The 19,088-nt window shown below is 61.0% G+C and carries 16 protein-coding genes; all 16 read right to left on the reverse strand.

Features of this window, described 5'->3' with window-relative positions; genetic code table 11:
• Positions 1–134 precede the first annotated feature (134 nt).
• On the reverse strand, positions 135–1,715 hold the full coding sequence (der, locus tag HMPREF2999_RS09160) for a ribosome biogenesis GTPase Der (RefSeq protein ID WP_049358671.1): 1,581 nt from the start codon (positions 1,713–1,715) through the stop codon (positions 135–137).
• Between the two features lie 111 nt (positions 1,716–1,826).
• Positions 1,827–2,519: a (d)CMP kinase gene (cmk, locus tag HMPREF2999_RS09165; RefSeq protein WP_005507701.1), complete on the reverse strand. Its 693-nt coding sequence runs from the start codon at positions 2,517–2,519 to the stop codon at positions 1,827–1,829.
• A 54-nt stretch (positions 2,520–2,573) separates the two neighbouring features.
• Positions 2,574–3,743, reverse strand: a complete 1,170-nt coding sequence (locus HMPREF2999_RS09170) for a prephenate dehydrogenase (RefSeq protein ID WP_070674922.1) — start codon at positions 3,741–3,743, stop codon at positions 2,574–2,576.
• Between the two features lie 18 nt (positions 3,744–3,761).
• A complete protein-coding gene (locus HMPREF2999_RS09175) occupies positions 3,762–4,922 on the reverse strand; it encodes a pseudouridine synthase (RefSeq protein WP_005507699.1) in 1,161 nt (386 codons plus the stop codon).
• An 81-nt stretch (positions 4,923–5,003) separates the two neighbouring features.
• Complete coding sequence (scpB, locus tag HMPREF2999_RS09180; protein ID WP_070674919.1) at positions 5,004–6,050, reverse strand: SMC-Scp complex subunit ScpB; 1,047 nt, start codon at positions 6,048–6,050, stop codon at positions 5,004–5,006.
• Positions 6,043–7,050: a segregation and condensation protein A gene (locus HMPREF2999_RS09185; RefSeq protein ID WP_070674916.1), complete on the reverse strand. Its 1,008-nt coding sequence runs from the start codon at positions 7,048–7,050 to the stop codon at positions 6,043–6,045. The genes scpB and HMPREF2999_RS09185 overlap by 8 nt, the downstream gene beginning before the upstream one ends.
• 192 nt (positions 7,051–7,242) lie before the next feature.
• Positions 7,243–8,103: a ParA family protein gene (locus tag HMPREF2999_RS09190; RefSeq protein WP_005506637.1), complete on the reverse strand. Its 861-nt coding sequence runs from the start codon at positions 8,101–8,103 to the stop codon at positions 7,243–7,245.
• A 93-nt stretch (positions 8,104–8,196) separates the two neighbouring features.
• The gene (locus HMPREF2999_RS09195; protein WP_070674913.1) at positions 8,197–9,516 is read right to left on the reverse strand and encodes a tyrosine recombinase; all 1,320 of its coding nucleotides are present in this window, start codon (positions 9,514–9,516) and stop codon (positions 8,197–8,199) included.
• A gap of 92 nt (positions 9,517–9,608) precedes the next feature.
• Positions 9,609–10,283 (reverse strand): NUDIX domain-containing protein, encoded by a 675-nt coding sequence (locus HMPREF2999_RS09200; protein ID WP_070674910.1) that lies wholly within the window; start codon positions 10,281–10,283, stop codon positions 9,609–9,611.
• A 145-nt stretch (positions 10,284–10,428) separates the two neighbouring features.
• The gene (locus HMPREF2999_RS09205) at positions 10,429–12,123 is read right to left on the reverse strand and encodes a CTP synthase (RefSeq protein WP_005506644.1); all 1,695 of its coding nucleotides are present in this window, start codon (positions 12,121–12,123) and stop codon (positions 10,429–10,431) included.
• A gap of 340 nt (positions 12,124–12,463) precedes the next feature.
• Entirely contained in the window at positions 12,464–14,182 is a 1,719-nt protein-coding gene (gene recN / locus HMPREF2999_RS09210) for a DNA repair protein RecN (RefSeq protein ID WP_070642029.1), read from the reverse strand.
• Positions 14,183–14,201: 19 nt separating this feature from the next.
• Positions 14,202–15,212 carry an NAD kinase gene (locus tag HMPREF2999_RS09215; RefSeq protein ID WP_083315064.1) on the reverse strand — a complete coding sequence of 337 codons (1,011 nt, stop codon included), beginning with the start codon at positions 15,210–15,212 and terminating at the stop codon, positions 14,202–14,204.
• A gap of 268 nt (positions 15,213–15,480) precedes the next feature.
• Positions 15,481–16,209, reverse strand: a complete 729-nt coding sequence (locus HMPREF2999_RS09220) for a TlyA family RNA methyltransferase (RefSeq protein WP_005506657.1) — start codon at positions 16,207–16,209, stop codon at positions 15,481–15,483.
• A gap of 90 nt (positions 16,210–16,299) precedes the next feature.
• A complete protein-coding gene (locus HMPREF2999_RS09225; RefSeq protein WP_005506658.1) occupies positions 16,300–16,467 on the reverse strand; it encodes a hypothetical protein in 168 nt (55 codons plus the stop codon).
• Positions 16,460–17,497, reverse strand: a complete 1,038-nt coding sequence (locus HMPREF2999_RS09230) for an HAD-IIA family hydrolase (RefSeq protein WP_070674907.1) — start codon at positions 17,495–17,497, stop codon at positions 16,460–16,462. The genes HMPREF2999_RS09225 and HMPREF2999_RS09230 overlap by 8 nt, the downstream gene beginning before the upstream one ends.
• Positions 17,498–17,685: 188 nt before the next feature.
• On the reverse strand, positions 17,686–18,786 hold the full coding sequence (locus HMPREF2999_RS09235; protein WP_070674904.1) for a tetratricopeptide repeat protein: 1,101 nt from the start codon (positions 18,784–18,786) through the stop codon (positions 17,686–17,688).
• Positions 18,787–19,088: the final 302 nt, after the last annotated feature.

Here is a 19,088-nt window from a genome sequence, read left to right on the forward strand (position 1 = left end):
CCAGAATCCCTATTTTTAGAAAAAATCTTAAAAATCTTTTCCTCACGGATTTTCCGTGCAGAATCCAGCGCGCGGGGGCCAAGCCTAACAAGGGGCCAGCCCAGCAACACGGCATCAGGCAGACACCCCCGCTACTAGCGGCGGCCGCCCTTACCCTTCTTAGCCTTCGCGCTCTGACGCTCACCCAGGGAGCGGCGCTCACGCACACGCATCGAAATCTCAATCGGAGTACCCGTGAAATCAAAAGTCTCACGCAGACGACGCATAATGAAGCGACGGTAGCCCGGATCCAAGAAACCGGTAGTAAAGAGCACGAACTTCGGCGGACGCGAAGACACCTGAGTACCGAAGAGAATACGCGGCTGCTTACCACCACGCAGCGGGTGCGGATGCGCGGCCACAATCTCGCCCAGGAACGCGTTCAGGCGACCGGTCGGAATACGCGAATCCCACGACTCCAGCGAGTGTTCCAGGGCGGGCACCAGCTTGTCCTTGTGCCAGCCGGTCTTCGCCGAAATGTTCACGCGAGGCGCCCACTGCACGTGCGCCAGGTCGCGCTCAATCTCGCGCTCAAGCATGTAGCGGCGATCCTCATCGAGGGTATCCCACTTATTGAATGCCAGGACCATCGCACGACCCGAATCAATCACGGTCTGCACGATACGCACATCCTGCTCAGAGATCGGCTCGGAAACATCCAACAGCACCACGGCAACCTCAGAGCGCTCCAGAGCAGTCTGGGTACGCAGCGAAGAGTAGAACTCCGCACCCTTAGCCATGTGCTGGCGACGGCGAATACCCGCGGTATCCACAAAACGCCAAGGGTAGCCGCCCAGCTCAATAATCTCGTCAATCGGGTCACGAGTCGTACCAGCCAGGTCATTCACCACGGCACGCTCAGAACCAGCCAGCTTATTCAGCAGCGACGACTTACCCACATTCGGGCGACCCACCAGAGCCACACGACGCGGGCCACCCAGCGCCTCCGGCTGAGCGAACTGCGAGTGCTCCGGCATGACCTCAAGGATCTCATCCAGAGCATCCGCCAGGCCACGACCGTGCAGACCCGACACCGGGAACGGCTGCCCCATACCCAGCGACCAGAGGTTATAAATCTCCGGCTCCAGGTGAGCATCGTCAATCTTGTTAGCAATCAGAATGATCGGCTTCTTCACGCGGCGCAGCATACGCACAATCTGCTCGTCCGAAGCGGTCACACCCACACGGGCGTCCACCACCAGGACCACAACATCGGCCTGCTCCACAGCAATCTCAGCCTGCTCAGCAACCTGAGCATCAATACCGCGAGCGTCAGACTCCCAACCACCGGTATCAACCAGAGTGAAGCTCTTACCCAACCACTCAGCCTTATAGGACACGCGGTCACGAGTCACACCCGGCTTATCCTCAACCACCGCTTCACGGCGGCCCAGAATACGGTTAATGATGGTCGACTTACCCACGTTCGGGCGGCCAACAATCGCCACTACCGGATCAGCGAGCTGCTCTTCCTCTTCCTCAATGTCGAAGCCCCAAGCACCCAGCAGGGCGCGGTCCTCTTCATCCAGGTCGTAGTCCTCAAGACCCTCAAGAAGAGCCTGAGCACGCTGATCAGCGGTCTCATCATCAATCTCAGCGAGGCGCTCGATAACATCGTCCTCGCCACCGCCCAGGTACTTATCTTCGTAATCGTCGCGGATAGCGTCCTCAGCCATGCGCATTCCTTTCTCTACCCGCCCCACGCCCAACCCAAAGGTCAGCACGCGAGCGCGGCTCAACGTCTTATCGGGAGCGGATGCACCACTCCCCCAGCGTTTCGGCGGGGCCTAGCCCGCGCGCTTCGCCTTCAACTGGTCATTCACAGCGTTAATCACTGCAGAGACCGTCGCATTAAAATCAAGATCCGAGCTGTCCACCAGGGTCACGCCCTCGGCAGCTTCCATAAAGTTATTGACCTTCGAATCCTTCGCATCACGCTCAGCGATCTGCTTGCTCAAGTCACCCGAAGCGCCGGACTTCTCCGCGTTCTCCAGGCCGCGGCGCGCCATGCGCACCTCTTCAGAAGCAGTCAGCAGGATGCGCGCATCAGCATCGGGAGCAACCACGGTAGTGATGTCGCGGCCCTCAGCGACCATGCCGTTAATAGCGTGGTTGATCATCCAACGCTGCAGGCCAATCAGGTGCTCACGAACCGCCGGAACCGAAGCCACAGCAGACACCGCCGAAGAAATGCGCTCGCTACGAATCTCCTCACGGATATCGGTCGAGCCCATCAGAATCTCTTCTTCCTTAATGTTCGTACCGAACACCAGGGGCATCTCCTCGACAGCCTTCGCGATCGCCTCAGCGTCGTTCAGGTCAATGCCAAGTTCCAGCACACGGTAGGTTGCGGCACGGTACATTGCACCGGTGTCCAGGTACGCCAGGCCAAAGTGGCGTGCAACTTCCTTAGACACAGACGACTTACCGGAACCGGAGGGACCGTCAATAGCAATCGTCAGTTTAGGGTTCTCGTGCATCAGCACTCCTTAAAATTCGTCTCAAACTTTATGCCGGAAAATACAGCTTTAACTCTACTTCACAACACGCCAACCGCGAGCCGACAAATCGCGGACCAGCGCCTCATGAATAGACGGATTGACCGAGATTTCAGCCATACCCACCGGGGCACCCGTCGAGTGCTCCAGACGCAAATCCTCAAGGTTAGCGCCCAGCTCACCAATCTCGGCAAGCAAACGAGCCAGCGTGCCGGGGGTGTCGTCCACCAGCACCGTCATCTTTGCGAACGCGGCGGGGGCAGTACCGTGCTTACCCGGAATACGGCTCACGCCCGCGTTGCCTTCACTCATCAGCTGCGCCAAATCCAGGCGAGCGCCGGATGCCGTCGGGTTCTCCAGCGTCGCGATGAGGCGGTTCAGGTCATCACGCACCCCGTAGAGGGTCTGCACAATCGGGTCAGCGTTCGCCGCAAAAATCTGCACCCACAGCGTCGGGTCCGAGGCCGCAATACGCACCGTATCGCGCAAACCCTGACCCGCCAGGGACAGCGCATACAGCGGAGTGTCCTGCAGACGCGAAGCCAACAGCGAGCTCATCGCCTGCGGCACATGAGAGATTAGGGCAACCGTCTGATCATGTTCCTCAACGCCCAGAGAAGTCACAATCGCGCCCAGCTCCACCGCCACAGAACGCACCAGACGCACACACTCGGGGCGAACCGAATCGTGCTCGCAGATAATCCACGGACGCGCCTGGAACAGCTCACCGCGAGCAGCCACCGGGCCCGACTTCTCACGCCCAGCCATCGGATGCGAACCCACGTAACGGGACGCATCCGCACCCGAGGCAAGCACATCAGCCAGCGGCTGCACCTTCACCGAGGCAACATCCGTCACCACGGCGCCGGGGTAGCCCGCCTCCGGTCGAGGCGCATAGGTGTTCAACGCGCGAGCGCACACGGCACCGGCACTATCCGGAGGCGCAGCCACCACCACCAGCTGCGGGGCGAACGCGGTGCGCTCCTCCTCCGACAGAGTGGAGAAACTTGTACCGGCACCGATATCCTGCGCCACAGCCTCGGCGGTGGGTGAAATATCTTGGACGTACACGTCCTCGCATCCTGCCGCACGCAACCCCAAACCAATAGAGGCACCCAGCAGACCCGAGCCGATAATGAGCACCGGCCCGGTCAGCGTTGAGTCCATGGGCAGCTCAGATGCGGAAAGCTCAGCGGGCGAGCTCATGACAACTCCTTAGCGTTATTACATGTCCACCGAAGCGAGCAGGTGACCGATCTCAACCTTGGAGAGGTTACGGACGGTACCCTGCTTCTGCGAACCGATACGGATCGGGCCCATCTCAACGCGGACCAGGCGCTCAACCGGGTAGCCGACAGCGTCGAAGAGACGGCGCACGATGCGGTTCTTACCGGAGTGGATGGTCACCTCAACGAGCACGTGGCCGGGGGTGGAGTCCACCAGCTTGAACTCGTCCACGCGGGTCACGCCGTCTTCCAGGCGAATACCCTTCTTCATGGCTGCGCCGACGCCGGGCTCCATGGGGCCGGGAACCTGCACCAGGTAGGTCTTGGGCACCTCGTAGGAGGGGTGGGTGAGGCGGTTCGCCAGTTCCCCATCGTTGGTCAGCAGCAGCAAACCCTCGGTTTCGACGTCCAGGCGGCCCACGTGGAATACGCGCTCGCTCATGGAGGAACGCAGGAAGTCGGAGATGCAGGGGCGACCTTCGGGGTCTTCCATGGTGGAGACCACGCCGGCGGGCTTGTTGAATGCCATGTAGACGAGCTTGTCGTTGGTCTGAACGGTCATGCCGTCCACCTGCACGGTTACCTTGGAGGGGTCCACGCGCACACCCAGCTCGGTCACGACTTCACCGTTGACGGTAACGCGGCCTTCGGTAATCATTTCTTCGCAGACGCGGCGGGATGCCACACCGGCCTGAGCCAGCAGCTTCTGCAGGCGCACGCCGTCGTGGTCGTAGAACTCGTAGTGGTCTACCGGGGCGTTGCGGGGGCGGCGGGGGCGGTGCGGGCCAGCGTAGTTGCTGACGCGGTATTCGCCGCGCTCGTTTGCGAAGGCTTCGCCGGAGCGGTAGGGGCGGCCCGGTGCGCGGCGTTCGCGCTTGGGCAGTTCGGTGCCGCGGCCTCGGCCGGAACCTGCGCGGCCTGCGCCGAACTTCTTCTCGCCAAACTTCTTGTCACCGAACTTCTTCTCGCCGAAGCCCTTTGCGCCGCCCTTGCCTGCGCCACTCTTCGGTGCGCCGGGACGACCGCCGCGTGCGGATGCGCCCTTAGCGCCGGGCTTACCGCCCTGACCGGGACGAGCAGCGCCGGGACGGCCACCGCGGGAGTTCTGGGGGCGACCGGATGCAGAGCGGCCGCCGCGGGAGGAGTTTCCATATGCCATGGTGTTCTTCTCTTTTCTGTCGTATAGTGCGAACGTTTCAGGCTTTTCCCGAACGTTCCTTCGTCTTATTGATTCGTTGTCTTAGTCGTTGCCCTCGGCAAGCACTGCGGCTTCCGTGTCATCGGGCAGGAAAGGCGCAAGCGCCGGCAACTCCTCCAGGGAGTTCAACCCGAGCTTCGCCAACAGCAGCTCCGTGGTTTCGTAGAGGGTCGCGCCGCTTCCGGCTTCTCGCCCTGCTTCACGAATCAGCTGCCGTTGCAGTAGCTGACGGATTGCCGCGTCCGCGTTTACGCCTCGAATGGAGGCTACCCTCGCCCTGGTCACCGGCTGCTGGTAGGCAATCACGGCGAGCGTCTCGTAGGCGGGTTTGCTGAGGGTTGCGCTCTTGGAGCGGGTCACGAAGCGTGCCACCCAGGGGGCGAAGTCGTCGCGGGCGTAGAGTTTCCAGCCTCCTGCGATGTTCCGCAGCTGGAATCCGCGCGGTTCGGGCGCCACCCGGTTTTCGTCTTCTCCGTAGCCGCTTTCTTCGCCGTTGTACTCGCGGTACAGCTGGTCGAGCGCGTGCTCAACAGCTCGTTCGCTGACGATGAGAGCGGAGGAGAGTTCACGCACGCTCACGGGCGCTTCGGCAACGGCAAGGATCGCTTCGATGGCGCTTTTGACGCCGCCGGGGATTGCCTCGACCTTGGAGAATTCGGCTTCGGCATCGACCGCCACGCTGGGTGCGGTGGAGGGGCCTCCCGCCGGAATTTTTACCGATTTCGCTACCGGTTTCGTTACCGATTCCTCCGACTCGCGGGATGCAGTTTCCTGCGATTCCTCAGAGCTGTCGGAAATGTCGGAACCATCGGAGTCCTCTACCGTTTCAGCGGCTTCAGCCTCCTCCGCATCTTCGGTAACCTCAGCTTCTTCGGTCACCTCATCCAGAGGAGCTACCGCTACCTCGTACTCAACCGGTTCAGCGTCCGCCTCAGCAGGCTTCGAGATTTCAGCCTCTACCGCCTCTACCGGCGCCGAGTCTGCCTGTTCCGAATCTTCGTCTGCGTTCGGATTCCAGTAGCCCATGTTCACGATGGCAAGGTCGTCAGGGGTAAATTCACGGTCAAAGCGTGAGCCGTGATTACTCATAATCCTCCTCTACCGGTCCCGTGTTAGCTTCAGATTCGTTCGCTTCGGGTGATTTAGACGTTTCACTGGTTTCGTGCGCATCCTGAGTGCCTGCGGTGTCTGCAGTTTCTTCGCGGATCACGAACTGTGTAGCACTCGCGCTCGCACGTACCCGAATGGCTCCGAGCGGTGCGTCCTGTTCCACGTGCAGGGCACCTTCTTTGTAGAGCTCGAGCAGGGCGAGAAAACGAACCACCGCGATTTCTAGTTCGCCGGATCCTTGAACCAGTTCGGCGAAGCTCAGTTCCCGCGCCGCTGTATCGAGCAGGCTGTGCAGAATGTAGTGTTCTTCAGCCGCGATGGTGGTTAGCGGAACGTGCAGGTGCTCGTTGAGTTCTTCAACGATTTCTTCGGGTTCCGGTTCGGGCTCTTTGGGGGTTCGGCTCAGCGCTGCTGCGGCGATGCGGGCGAACTCTTCGGCACCTCCGGTGAAAACCAGCTCGGGAAGCGCCTGGGCGAACCGTTCTTCAAGGGCTACCGCACGGGGAAAACGCTGCGCTTCTTGCGCCCAGCGTTCAGCAAAAATATCGGCGACTTCGCGGTAGGCGCGGTATTGCAGCAGACGGGCGAAGAGCAGGTCGCGTGCCTCCAGCAGTGCAACGTCCTCTTCGAGGGGTTCACGATGCTGCGGGAGCAGGCGTGCGGTTTTGAGTTCCAGCAGGGTTGCGGCGGTGACCAGAAATTCGCTGGCTTCGTCGAGTGCACGTTCGGTGCCTTCAGCGTAGAGGGCGTGCAGGTATGCGAGGAACTCGTCGGTAACCTCTGCAAGCGCCACCTCGGTAATGTCGAGTTTGCGGCGCGAAATCAGGGTCAGTAGAAGATCAAAGGGACCCTCAAAATTACTGAGGGTGAGGGTGAAACCGCGTTCCGGGTTCTGCAGGCCGCGGCCCTCAGTCCGGGCGTTCGCGGCGGTGTCTGCGTTCGGTGTCGGTACCCTCACGGCAGCGACGTTCGTGGTCATAAACGACCTATTCTCCTTAGGTTTATTCTCCCCGGCTTTGTTGGTGCCGTCTCAGATGCGGCTGCTACTTCGCCTACTTTTTCGGCGTAAGCAGTGTGCGGGGTCTTTAGAATCCACACAATTATACGCCCTCTGCCGGTGTGACTCAAGGGTGAGAGTCACCTCAGCAGAGGGCGTATAGGTGTGGGGGCTTTAGCGTGCGCCGCCCTTGTAGATCAGTTCGCGTGCCACCTGGCGGTATGCTTCCGCGCCGGGGTGGCTGGAGGCGTAGCTGAGAATCGGCTCAGCGGACACCGATGCGTCCGGGAACTTCACGGTGCGCTTGATGACGGTGTCGAAGACCTTGTCGCCGAATGCGTCCACGATGCGTGCCAGAACTTCCTTGGAGTGGATGGTGCGCGCATCGAACATGGTGGCGAGTACGCCGGAGATTTCGAGGTCGGGGTTCAGTCGATCCTGAACCTTCTCGATGGAGTCGACCAGCAGTGCGACGGCGCGCAGTGCGAAGAACTCACAAATCAGCGGAATGATGACGCCTTCGGAGGCGGTCAGTGCATTGACGGTCAGCAGGCCCAGGGAGGGCTGGCAGTCGATGAGGATGACGTCGTATTCGTCACGGACCTTGCGCAGTGCCGAGGCGAGAACCTGCTCGCGAGCCACTTCGTTGACCAGCTGAACTTCAGCTGCGGAGAGGTCAATGTTGGCGGGCAGCAGGTCAATGTTCTCCACGCCGGTGGGCAGGATGACGTCCTTAATGTCGACCTTGCGGTCCATCATGACGTTGTAGACGGTCAGGTCCAGTTCGTGCGGGTTCGCGCCGAAACCGGCGGAGAGAGCACCCTGCGGGTCAAAGTCGACCAGCAACACCTTACGGCCGCATTCTGCCAGTGCCGCGCCCAGGTTAATGGTGGAGGTGGTCTTACCCACGCCGCCCTTCTGATTCACCATAGAGATAATGCGGGCGGGACCGTGGCTGCTCAGCGGAGCCGGGTCGGGGTATACGCGCAGGGGTCGACCGGTGGGGCCGAGTTCTTGAGCCTGAGCTTCAGTCAATGGTTCACCTTCATCAATGAATTCGAAGTTTTAAAGTTTAAGCGTTGTCTATAAGGTTACCTCAAGAGCGCCTGTTCCGCGGATTGACGGGGTTTATCCCCGTTCGTGGGCACGCGGATGCGCCATGCGGTACACCTCCATGAGCCCCTCGGGCGTGACCTTGGTGTACACCTGAGTGGTGGCGATGGAGGCGTGCCCGAGCAGTTCTTGCACCACGCGAATATCGGCGCCGCCCTGCAGCAGGTGCGTTGCGAAGCTGTGGCGCATGGAGTGCGGTGAGAAGTCGGAGCTGAGCCCGGCTGCTTCGGCGGCTTCTTTGAGGATGAGCCAGGCGCCTTGGCGTCCGAGTCTGCCGCCTCGTCCATTGACGAAGAGCGCGGCGGTGCCTTTACCGTGCGCTACGAGGGAGGGGCGGGCACGCACCAGGTAGTCTTGGATTGCTTTTTGGGCGTAGCTTCCGATGGGTACGAGTCGTTCTTTATTTCCCTTACCGAAGAGTCGAACGTAGCCGGGCAAAGTAATCTGGTTGCCGTCTTCATCGGTGAGGGTTCCTTCGAAGTGCACGTCGTCAATATCGGCGTTGAGCATTTCGCTCACGCGCGCGCCGGTGGCGTAGAGGAATTCGAGGATGGCTCGGTTGCGTAGCCCGGTGGCGGTTTCGCGGTCGGGTACGGCGAGTAGCCGCTGGATGTCTTCTACGCTGACTGCTTTGGGTAGGCGTTTAACGTTCTTTGGCGGGGTGACCGGTGCCGCCGGGTCGGTGGGCACGATGAGCGCGGAGACCCAGAAGGCGTGTGCTCCGCGGACTGCCGCCATGGTGCGGGCGATGGAGTTCGGGCCCAGCGGCAGGGGCAGGTTCGGTGCCCCTTCAGCGGTTGGCGTTTCTTTTTCTGGTGCCCCAGCTTTCTCCGGCTGCCCGGCATGACCTTTTCCAGCGCGCCCGTTTCCAGTCCCTCGCCCCGATTCGGAGGCGATCATCAGTGCCAGCGATTCTGCGGCTTCTTCCTGCGCTTCCTGAGATTCCTTCGCGTTCTGGTTGTTCTTCTCCCCCGCGTCGAATCCGGCAAGGGGCACGGTGGGGGCGGCGAGTTCCCGCATGAAGGAGCGCACCTGCGCGGTGGTGATGCGTTCGGGGTCGATGACGCCGAGGGTCGCCATGTAGGCGCTGTATCGTCGCAAATCGCGCGCGTAGGAGGCGATGGTGTGCTCGCTGCTTCCTCGTTCCACTCGCAGGTGGATGAGGTACTGCCCGATTGCTCTCTGCAGCGGGGTCTGGGCCTCCTGGTTGGAAGCACCCAGGGCAGAAGAACCCCGGTTAGAAGAACCCAGCACGGAGGAACCGGCTGAAGAAGGCACGCCGAGCAGACCCGCACCGCGGGGTGTCTTGCTCACCGTGCTTTTTGCCTGCTTCACGCTATCTCCTCTGTCGGTTCTGTTAACGTTTGGGCCTCTTGACCTTTGGGTTTGCCGTAGGCGAGGCTAGTCCCCCGCCCCATGTTCCGTTCTTAGTGGTTGCGGAAGTTCTCCGGCTTTTCGCGGCGCTGCCCCATGTAGGGGTGGAACTCCCAGCCGCCCTCGGCGGGGCGCAGGTCTTCAAAGTTGTTCTGCGCGGCCGCGTAGGTGGCGAGTACTGCCTGGATAGCGAGCGCGTTGTGAACCTTTCCGCCCAGTACCAGCTGTACTGCCTCGGTGAGGGGCACCCAGCGGTAGGTCATTTCTGCTTCTTCGTCGGTGCGTTCGCTACGTTCTTCGGCGGGCAGTTCCGAGAGGTTGCGTGCCAGGTAGATGCGGCCTGCTTCGCTGGTTGCGCCGGGGCTGCTGAAGTAGTCGGTCAGAGCGTTCCAGGTGTCTGCCTGCAGGTCTGCCTCTTCGGCGAGTTCGCGCTGCGCGGCGACCAGGGGGTCTTCACCGTCGATGTCGAGCAGTCCGGCGGGTACTTCCCAGAGGTTCATGCGCACCGGATGGCGGTACTGGTTGAGCATCAGCAGTTCGTTGTTGTCGTTGAGGACCGCCACGGCGACGGCGCCGGGCATTTCCACGACGTCGCGGGTCAGCACGGTGTTTTCGTTGAGTTCGTACTCCTCAACGGCCGTTTCGATCACGTAGCCGCTGTACTTCACGGTGCGGGTGCGGATGGTGCGTTCGGAGGGTGCATCAATAATCTGCTGGTTGTTGCTCATTCTTTCATTGTAGGCGGCTTCTTAGCCCCGCTACGTTTGGCGCGTCAGGTACGGGTACGGATTAAAGCATGTTCAGGTTTAAACGAAAGCATCCCGCTCTCCCCTACGCGGGGGGAGCGGGATGCTGAACGTTCGTGCCTAGATGTTAGGCGCCGCGGCGCTCCAGAGCAGCCTTAATCAGGCCGGAGAAGAGCGGGTGCGGGCGGGTCGGACGCGAGCGGTACTCGGGGTGTGCCTGAGTTGCCACGTAGTAGGGGTGTGCCTCTGCGGGCAGTTCCACGTACTCGACCAGCGAGGAGTCCGGGGAGGTACCGGAGATACGCAGGCCTGCTTCTTCAAGCTGCTCGCGGTACTCGTTGTTCACCTCGTAGCGGTGGCGGTGACGCTCTGCAACCTCGGTTGCACCGTACGCCTTAGCAACCTGAGAGCCGGGAACCAGGTTTGCCTTGTACAGGCCCAGGCGCATGGTGCCGCCCAGGTCACCTGCACCTTCGACGAACTGCTTCTGCTCTTCGATGGTTGCGATGACCGGTACGGAGGTTTCCGGATCGAACTCGGTGGAGGATGCTTCGGTCAGACCCAGTACGTTGCGTGCGTACTCGATGACCATGGACTGCAGACCGAGGCAGATGCCCAGGGTCGGGATCTTGTGCTCGCGTGCGTACTTGAGGGCGCCAATCTTGCCGTCCAGGCCGCGGATGCCGAAGCCGCCGGGCACGAGGATTGCGTCCATGTTGCGCAGCTGGTGGTCTGCATCTTCGTCGGTTGCGCACAGGTCGGCTGCAACCCACTTGATGTTGACCTTCACGTTGTTTGCGAAGCCGCCGGCACGCAGAGCCTCGGAGACCGACAGGTATGCGTCGGGCAGGTCGATGTACTTACCGACCAGGCCAACGTTGACCTCTGCTGCGGGGCGGTGCACTGCGTCGAGCAGGCGGTCCCACTGGGTGAAGTCCGGTGCGGGAGCCTCAATGCCGAAGTAGTCGAGGATGTAGTCGTCGAGCTTCTGGCTGTGCAAGGTCTTGGGGATGTCGTAGATGCTGGGTGCGTCGGCGCAGGAGATGACTGCGTCGCTGTCCACGTCGCATGCGTTACCGATCTTGGTACGGTGCGATACGGGGACCTCACGCTCACAGCGCAGGATCAGGCCGTCAGGCTGGATGCCCAGGCCGCGCAGTGCTGCGACGGAGTGCTGGGTCGGCTTGGTCTTGAGCTCGCCGGAGGGGCCGATGAAGGGCACCAGGGAGACGTGCAGGAAGAAGACGTTCTTGCGGCCAACATCGCGGCGTACCTGGCGTGCTGCTTCCATGAAGGGCAGGGACTCGATATCGCCGACGGTACCACCGATTTCGGTGATAATGATGTCGGGTGCGTTGTCAATTTCCGCTGCGTGACGCATACGGGCCTTGATTTCGTCGGTAATGTGAGGGATGACCTGGACGGTGTCGCCGAGGTATTCGCCGCGGCGTTCCTTTGCGATGACGGAGGAGTAGACCTGGCCGGTGGTCACGTTAGCGGACTGGTCGAGGTTTTCGTCCAGGAAGCGCTCGTAGTGTCCGATGTCGAGGTCGGTTTCAGCACCGTCGTCGGTGACAAAGACTTCACCGTGCTGGAAGGGGTTCATCGTACCGGGGTCGACGTTCAGGTAGGGGTCGAACTTCTGCATGGTCACAGAGAGGCCACGTGCGCGAAGAAGCTGACCGAGGGAAGAGGCCGACAGGCCCTTACCGAGAGAAGATGCAACGCCGCCGGTCACGAAAATCTGGCGGGTTACCTTGTCGTTAGAGGACGCGTTCAGAGCGTTATTTTTTTCATTCACCACGGAATTCAAGCCTACCATTTTCTTGTCTGCTATCCAAGCAGAGGGTTTTGCCGCGAGAGGATTCTCTCAGGCGGCTTTCCCTCCCCTATTTGTCCTTATCACCACTGTAAACGGAGCTGGGGATTTATTATTCCCGCCGCGCCGTGTAGAAGCAGGTGTAGGAGCATTCACAGAGTATCTCACATCCTCTGGGATCCATGCGCCGCTATTGGTCACCGGCGCGGGCTGTACCGGCAACTTTCCAAGGCACGCTCGCGCACTTCTGCCCCTTTGATGGTCTTTAGTGCGAAAGATGCCACCTTTCGGCGCTTTTGCCAGCACTTTCCTCATGCTTTTCCCTGCCGGTTTGCCGTCAGTTTCAGCGCCCCTGCGGCACTTCTCGACCGGCGGCCAGCAGCTCTCGAGCGTGCTCTCGCGCCGATTCTGATTGATCGTGTCCGGAGAGCATTCGCGCCAGTTCCACCACGCGCTCCTCTTCGGAAAGCACCTTAACCTTTGAGAGGGACGCGTCATCGTTTTTCAGCACGAGGATGTGCTGGTCCGCGAAGGCTGCAACCTGCGGCAGGTGGGTGACCACCAGAACCTGCACGTGTCGGGCGAGCATGGCGAGGCGGCGACCGATTTCGATAGCGGCCTTACCGCCCACGCCGGAGTCCACCTCGTCGAAGATGAAGGTGGGTACGGGGTCCACTTCGGCAAGCACTACCTCCAGGGCGAGCATCACGCGGGAGAGCTCGCCGCCGGAGGCGCCCTTACCGAGCGGGCGCGGCACGGCGGTTCGGTGGGGCGCCAGCATGAAGGTCACGGTGTCTCGGCCGTGTACCGAGAACTTTTCGGCTTCGGCAACTTCCACGACCAGGGAGGCGTTCGGCATGGCAAGAGCAGTGAGCTCCTCACTGACGGCGTCCGCCAGTTTCTGCGCGGCGGCACGGCGCAGGGCGGTCAGCTCTTCTGCTTGGGCACCAAGCACCTTGCGTAGCTGTACCAGCTCGGTTTCCAGGGTTTCCTGTCGCTGCGGGTCATCCACCAGGGTCTCGAGGCGTGCACGGGATTCTTCGGCCCATTCGAGGACCTCGGCAATATCGGCACCGTACTTGCGGGTGAGGGTCGCCAGCTGGGCGCGGCGAGTCTGCACCTGCGCCAGACGTTCGGGGCCTTCAACATCCAGGGAGGCCATGTAGGAGGACAGCTCCGAGGAGATATCGGTGGCAAGAATCAACAGTTCGTTGACGCGCGCGGCGAGAGAAGCAAGCTCTTCGTCAGCGTCTGCCTGTGCCTGTAGCGCGGAGCGGCTTGCATCGAGCAGGCTCATGACGCTCTGCTCGTCGCCGGTGGAGTATTCGCTACCGCTGAGCGCCGCGGAGGCGGTTGCCGACGCAATGCGTAGCGCTTCAACGTTCATGAGCTTCACCATTTCGGCTTTGAGCTCTTCTTCTTCGCCCTCCTGCGGGTTGACGGCGCTGATTTCTTCGAGGGCGCCCTGCAGAGTCTGCGCTTCGAGGGCTCGTGCGCGCGAGTTTTCGCGTACTTCCTTCAGCTCTGCGGCAGCGGCGCGGTATCGCTCGTAGTTTTCGCGGTACTTCTCCAGCAGGTTGGAGAGCTCTTCACCGGCGTACAGGTCGAGGGACTGGCGCTGCTCTGCCGCTGATTTGAGGCGCAACTGATCGGACTGGCCGTGGACTGCAACAAGAGTCTGACCAATCTGAGACAGGGTTCCGATGGGTGCGGAGCAACCGCCGACGTGGGCGCGGGAGCGTCCCGAGGCGTTGACAGTGCGCGCTAGAAGCAGCTCGGAGGTCTGTTCGTCGATGTCTTCGGCGGTGCCGCCGGCCTCTTCGGCAAGCTCGAGGGCGCGGTGCCCGTGGGGCAGGCGAATCACTGCTTCGGCAAGGGCACTCTTGGCGCCGTTGCGCACGCTGGATGCGTCGGATCGGGCGCCCAGGAGCATGCCGAGGGCGGTGACGACCATGGTTTTACCTGCGCCGGTTTCGCCGGTCAGCACGGAGAATCCGGGTTCGAGGGGGAGCCTCGCATCGGTGATGATGCCGAGGTCTCGAATATGGATTTCCTCAATCACGAACGTTCATTCCTTTTCTTTAGTGCTTCTCGGTGTCCTGCGGGCCGCGCCAGCCACGGATCGGAAGCTCAAATTTACGCACCAGTCGCTCAGAGAAGGGAGCCGGGTGGATACGGGCGAGCAACACCGACTTTTCGGAGCGTCGCACCTCAATACGGGAGCCGGGGTCCAACTCCACGGTTCGGCGGCCATCACACCAGAGCACGCCGGAGGCGCCGTTTCCGGGCATCATTTCTACCGCCAGGGTGGAGGTCGGCGCTGCTACCAGCGGGCGCGCGAAGAGCGCGTGAGCCGAGAGCGGCACCATGAGAATCGCTTCAACTTCGGGCCAGACGACCGGGCCGCCGCCGGAGAAAGCGTAGGCGGTTGAGCCGGTGGGGGTTCCCATGACCACGCCGTCGCAGCCGAAGCTGCTGAGCGGGCGGCAGTCCACCTCGATAATGACTTCGATCATTTTTTCGCGGTTGCCCTTTTCGACACTGGCTTCGTTCAGCGCCCAGTCGCTGTGCACGCGCTTGCCGTCGTTCCAGACTTCCACGTCGATTGCCATGCGTTCTTCAACGGTGTATTCATTGTTGACGATACAGCGAACGGTTTCGGTCAGGTCGCTCTCTTCGGATTCGGCAAGGAAGCCGACGTGCCCCAGGTTCACACCGATGAGCGGAACGCTGGTTCGGCGTACCATTTCTGCGGCGCGAAGAATCGAACCGTCACCGCCGAGCACCACGCCGAGTTCAATATCGATGAGCGCTACAGATTCGTGGACGACCTGCACGGGGACGGGCTCGTCCCAGTTTTCACTCAGGGTCTCCAGATCGGAGCGAGTCATGACGGGTGCGAGTCCCGCTTCGTAGAGCTGGGTGCATGCCTGTCGGGCGGCATCTCGTGCTTCTTTGCGCCCCACGTGGGCGAAGACGAGAATCTTACGGTGACGCTGCCCTACCGAGTCTTCGGAATCATGGCGCGCGCTAATTGTGGGCAACTGCGAGAGGTCAAAATCTCGCGTTACACGACTTTCCTGTTCTGCCATAACGACTCTCTCCCATCGGGTGTTGAGATCGGGGTGTTGAGATGGTGTATCTACACCTATCATACCGAATATGTTCTCGAAGATTTTCTAAAGAGCTATATTTTTAGAAAATTATTTCGAATAACGTACAGCTGGGGTACCTCTAAAATACCTGTAAAAAATACCCCGACTAAAATACCCCTGAATAGCGCGGCAGCCTAAGAAAGCCCCGCCCTCAACGCGTCCTGCGTTACCGAGCGGTTTTTCTCAGACTGCCTTAGCACTATATTTATTTTCGGCACCAGAGGAAGTACTCTACGTTGCCGTCCTGTCCGGGGAGCGGGCTGGGTTCCATACCCATCACGCGCAATCCGTGGCTTACCGCGGATGCCTGGACTTTTTCGACTGCTTCACGGCGGGCGGATTCTTCGTGGACCACTCCCCCGCGTCCGATGCGGTGCTTGCCGACCTCGAACTGCGGTTTGACCATGAGCACCAGGTCGCCGCCGGTTTCGGTGGCGTTCGCTAGCGCCTCCATGACCAGGGTCAGCGAGATGAACGAGAGGTCAGAAACCGTCAGTTCGACCTGCCCGCCAATGTCTTCGGGCTTCATGTAGCGAACGTTGAGTCCTTCGTACACGCCAACTCGCGGTTCTTCGCGTAGCGTGTCCACGAGCTGCCCGTGTCCTACGTCAACGGCGGCTACGTGGGCGGCTCCTCGACGAAGCAGCACGTCGGTAAAGCCTCCGGTGGATGCTCCCGCGTCCAGGCAACGCTTGCCCTCCACCTCGATATCGGGGAACGCGTCGAGGGCACCGGCGAGCTTGTGCCCTGCGCGGCTGACGTATTCGGTCAGCTCGCTCTGGCGCACGTAGAGGGTATCCTCGGGGCCCACGAGCATGGACGCTTTGCGCGCAACCTTGCCGTTGACTTGCACGTCCCCTGCAGCGATGAGTTTTGCGGCGAGGGTTCGGGAACTCACGAATCCGGCTTCGACCAGGTATTTATCGAGGCGCACGGTGTCCTTGTCTTCTTTCTGTCGTCGTCTGGTGACGGGTTGTCTAGTGGTCCTCAGAGCATTGCAGTTCTGAGGGGGCACCGCCGCGAACTAGGAGAGGTTTTCGAGGTCCTTCTCCAACTGCTCGCTCATCGTTTCGAGGCGCTTGACGCGCTCTACGGGGTCCATGGCGAGGGTCGCCGCGAGTTGGCGCTCGAATTCTGCATCAAGCTCAGCGGTTTCCTCTGCCGTGCTGTTAGTCTCCGGTTCTTTAGGCACCGGGAATCCCCTGGATGTTGGGGCGTGCGCCCTGTTCGGGGTTTGCCGCCCACCATGCCGCGCAGGCTACGCGCCATGCTTCGGCTTCGCTCTCGCTGCCCGCGAATGCTTCGGCATCTGCAATCTCGGGGCCGGTCAGGCTCAGGTTTTCACCGCGGACTCGTGCCTGCCAGGTGGGGCCGGTTGCGGTGACTTCGTAGCCTTCGTAGAGCACTTCAATTTCGGGGTAGGGTGCGAAGAAGTCCTCGAGGGTGCGAAGAATATAGGTCGGACGCTGGTTCGGCACGGCCTCGATGACGTCCTGGTAGGTCTGTACGCCGGTGAGGACGAGGGCGCCGTCCATCTTTGCGTTGTTGGCGCCGAGAATGTCGGTGTCCAGGCGGTCGCCCACAATGACGGGGCGGCTGGAGTTCACGGCCTTTGCAGCAGTGTGGAAGATGGGCGCTTCGGGCTTGCCCGCAACAAGCGGGGTACGGCGTGAGGCGGTTGCTACGGCAGCAACGAGAGTTCCGTTGCCGGGCGCCTGACCGCGCTCCTTGGGGATGGTCTGGTCGGTGTTGGTTGCGATCCACAGTACATCGGGGTTTGCGAGGGTGTAGGCGGCTTCTGCGAGGTCTTCCCAACCCATCTTCGGGTTGAAGCCCTGGATGAGGGCTACGGGGCCTTCTGCTTCGGTACGTACGGGTTCCAGACCTGCGTCACGCACGCAGTCGGCGAGTGCTTCGGTACCGGTGATGAGTACCTTGGAGCCTGCGGGTACGTGCTGTGCGAGCAGTGCGGCGCCTGCCTGTGCGGAGCTGACGACTCGTTCTGCTCGGGTGTGCACGCCCAGTTCTCGCAGGTGCTCTGCTACGGATTCTACGGAGCGCGATGCGTTGTTGGTGACGAAGATGACCGGTACGTTGAGTTCTTCTTCGGCGCGGTTGAGCGCTTCGGGTGCACCTTCGATGGCGAAGGGACCCGCGTAGACTACGCCGTCCAGATCGGAGAGGAGGGCATCGTAGCGGGATAGGAGTGCATTCGTGGTCATAGAGTGTTCCTCTCGGGGTCTCTGGCGGTTGTCGCTATTAATCGTACCTGTTAGACACTCTAGCGTTGGTGCCTTCGGGCGATTATATGGAAAACCGCTGGACGCTCTCCCCTGCTTGGGTGTGGCGTCCAGCGGTTTCATGCTGACACTTAGGTCACGTATTTAGAATTCTTAGATTCTCTGCAGTCTTATTCTGCGGAGGTTTCTTCTGCTTCTTCAGCCTTGGGTGCTTCGGTCTTCTCGTCCTCAGCTTCTTCCTCTTCAGCGGAAGCTTCCGTGGTCTCTTCAGCGTCTTCTGCGGTCTCAGTGAGTTCTACAGACTTCTCTTCCTGTTCGAAGAGGCCTGCTTCACCGAACATGTCGAAGATTTCGGGTTCTGCGAAGTTGCCCTGGCCCAGTGCTGCTTCTGCCATGAATGCGAGGCGTGCCCAGCGTTCTGCTTCCTGGTTACGGCCTGCGTTAGCCAGCGCATCGGAGTATGCGCTGAACAGGCGGGGGCTGTACTCGAAGGCACGCTTGGGGTTCAGCTGAGGAATCTGCAGCGCTACGACAGCTTCAGACTTCTTGCCCTGATCACTGAGGATGCCGGATTCAACGATGGCGAGTTCTACGCGCACGTTGGCGGGCAGTTCTTCCTTCTTGAATTCTGCAATCATTTCCATTGCCTTGGGCAGACGGCCGAGCGCGCGTTCGCAGTCCACCAGCAGTGCCAGGTGGTCTACGGAGCCGCTAATACGGCGGTGGGTGCGCAGTTCGCGCAGTGCCAGTTCGAAGTCTTCTGCCACGTATGCGGCGACGCCAACGGCTTCGCGTACTGCGGCAATACGGCCTGCACTGCGGGATGCGGCAACGGCGTGTTCCAGCGCGAATTCGGGGTCGATGTCGAGGTAGCGACCAGCCATGGCGAGGTGCTTTGCGACGGTTTCTGCGTTGCGCGGTTCCAGGGCGCGCAGCTGACGGAAGGTTGCGCCGTCCAGCTCGCGACCGGTGATGTCGTCGTCAATTTCCGGCGCCTTGGGCTTTGCGGGGCGGTAGCCTGCACGGCCACCGATGCTGCGTACTTCTTCGCGAGGTGCCTCAGACTCAGGGCCGTTGGATCGAGGTGCCTTGGATCGGGAGTCGGAGCGACGGCCGTCGAACTTCTTGCCTCCGCGGTCGTTACGCTTGAAACCGCCCTTGCCGCCAAAGTTCTTGCCGCCCTTCTGGGAGCGGAAGTCCTTTCCTCCGCTGTTCTTGCGGTGCTGGCGGGGGCCGGAGCCGTTAGACTCGTGACGGGGGGTCTCAGACATGAATCTCCTTGGGAGGTATCCGCCAGTGTGGGCGGGTAGGGTATGCAGTCGATTCGGGCGAACCGCTGCCTGAGGCATCAACTCTATGAGGGGTGCTTTAGATACACCCGCTAATGCCTAAACATAAGCCATACCATTCTAGTATAGAGAGCACCATCCGTGCACCCGTACTGATGGGATGTTAAAGACAAATGGGGAGGCCTAAAGGCCTCCCCAAACAAAAATAGCCCCGGCGAAGCCGGGGCTATTGAATAATAAAGCGGCAATAACCTACTCTCCCACACCCACAAAAGTGCAGTACC

Origin of the sequence: Rothia sp. HMSC066H02, assembly GCF_001814995.1 — a bacterium.
Lineage (GTDB): Bacteria > Actinomycetota > Actinomycetes > Actinomycetales > Micrococcaceae > Rothia > Rothia mucilaginosa.

Excerpts from the sequence above, each read along its gene's own strand:
- der (WP_049358671.1), bottom strand. The coding sequence starts at position 1,715 with ATGGCTGAGGACGCTATCCGCGACGATTACGAAGATAAGTACCTGGGC.
- cmk (WP_005507701.1), bottom strand. The coding sequence starts at position 2,519 with ATGCACGAGAACCCTAAACTGACGATTGCTATTGACGGTCCCTCCGGT.
- HMPREF2999_RS09170 (WP_070674922.1), bottom strand. The coding sequence starts at position 3,743 with ATGAGCTCGCCCGCTGAGCTTTCCGCATCTGAGCTGCCCATGGACTCA.
- HMPREF2999_RS09175 (WP_005507699.1), bottom strand. The coding sequence starts at position 4,922 with ATGGCATATGGAAACTCCTCCCGCGGCGGCCGCTCTGCATCCGGTCGC.
- scpB (WP_070674919.1), bottom strand. The coding sequence starts at position 6,050 with ATGAGTAATCACGGCTCACGCTTTGACCGTGAATTTACCCCTGACGAC.
- HMPREF2999_RS09185 (WP_070674916.1), bottom strand. The coding sequence starts at position 7,050 with ATGACCACGAACGTCGCTGCCGTGAGGGTACCGACACCGAACGCAGAC.
- HMPREF2999_RS09200 (WP_070674910.1), bottom strand. The coding sequence starts at position 10,283 with ATGAGCAACAACCAGCAGATTATTGATGCACCCTCCGAACGCACCATC.
- HMPREF2999_RS09205 (WP_005506644.1), bottom strand. The coding sequence starts at position 12,123 with ATGGTAGGCTTGAATTCCGTGGTGAATGAAAAAAATAACGCTCTGAAC.
- HMPREF2999_RS09215 (WP_083315064.1), bottom strand. The coding sequence starts at position 15,212 with ATGGCAGAACAGGAAAGTCGTGTAACGCGAGATTTTGACCTCTCGCAG.
- HMPREF2999_RS09230 (WP_070674907.1), bottom strand. The coding sequence starts at position 17,497 with ATGACCACGAATGCACTCCTATCCCGCTACGATGCCCTCCTCTCCGAT.
- HMPREF2999_RS09235 (WP_070674904.1), bottom strand. The coding sequence starts at position 18,786 with ATGTCTGAGACCCCCCGTCACGAGTCTAACGGCTCCGGCCCCCGCCAG.